We start from the raw sequence: 1,261 nt of genomic DNA on the forward strand, positions 1-1,261 counted from the left end.
CGTTGAGGACGACGGCCAGCGCGTCGGCTGCGCTGGTGATCACCGGCGCCGCCGGCGGTGCAATCACCCGCTCGGTGAAGATCGGCCCGGGCTTCGCGGTGTTGGCCTCGAGGTCGTAATCCTCGATCGAGGCGACCAGCCAGCAGTCGGGGTCGTCGAGAAAGGGCTGGATGTTCGGTCGGCGGTGGGTCTCGCGCACCTCGCCGGTCTCCTCGTCCTCGGCGGTCGAGACCGTCGTGAAGTTGATCGGGCCGAAGTCCCGAACGAAGTTCGACCAGGCGATGCGCAGCCTGACCTGGGCGTCCTTCCACGGCCGGTCGAGCTCCTGCGCCTTCAACACCTCGCGCACGGCGTCGCGGACCGGGATCAGTCTCCGGATGATGCGCGCGTGCTTTTCCGGAATGCCGTCGGCACCGCGGCCCTTGCGCGCTTTCACCGCGACCGGGTCGCCGTCCAGGACCTGCATCAAGCCGTGGGCCTTGTCGAAGAAGTAGCTGCCCTCGCGCACGTGGCGATTGGCGGGCCAATCGGCGTCAGATGGATCGCCGGCTTCTGCCAGGTCGGGGTCGATCACCTCCGGCTCGCCGTCATAGACGACTTCCGGCAAGAAGCCGATCGCGGCTTTGAGCGTTGCTTCGAGATCCTCATCCTCGCGCGGCAGGCAGGTGTAGGCCTCGCCGAAGGGACCGGACGCGAGCGCGTGTGCGCCAAGCACGAAATCCGGGCGCTGCACGAACCATCGGTTCACGCGGATCGCGCTCTCGTCTTCCGCGGCCGGCCGAACCTCGTCGAGGTCGAGCCACGACAGGTCGCCTTCCGCGTCGCCGATCTTGCGCTTGCGGAAGAACAGGATGTCGACAACGACGTCGGTGCCGGCGCTGGCACGGAAGCTGCCCTCGGGCAGGCGAATGGCTGCGATCAGGTCGGCCGACTTCGCGATGCGCTCACGCGCCGAGGGGTCCGCCTTGTCCATTGTGCCGGAGCTCGTGACGAAGGCGGCGAGGGCGCCGGGCTTCAGGAGGTCGATTGCCCGCGCGATGAAGTAGTCGTGCAGGCGCAGGCCCATTGACCGGTAGGCGCGATCCGAGCGCACGGTCCGGTCCGAGAACGGCGGATTGCCCACTGCGAGGTCAAAACTCGCCGGCAGCTCGGTGCGCGCGAAATCGCCTGTGACAATCCGCGCCCGCGGCTGCAGCAGCCGGGCAATGCGCGCGGTGACGGGGTCGAGCTCGACGCCCGTGACGTGGGAGGATTCGCGTAG

At 68.3% G+C, this 1,261-nt stretch carries 1 protein-coding gene; it reads right to left on the reverse strand.

Annotated elements, in window-relative coordinates; genetic code table 11:
• Positions 1-1,261: N-6 DNA methylase (locus MOV75_RS38705; protein ID WP_247008092.1), on the reverse strand; the 1,261-nt coding region annotated here is incomplete at both ends.

The organism is Bradyrhizobium sp. PRIMUS42 (genome assembly GCF_023006515.1).
Classification (GTDB): domain Bacteria; phylum Pseudomonadota; class Alphaproteobacteria; order Rhizobiales; family Xanthobacteraceae; genus Bradyrhizobium.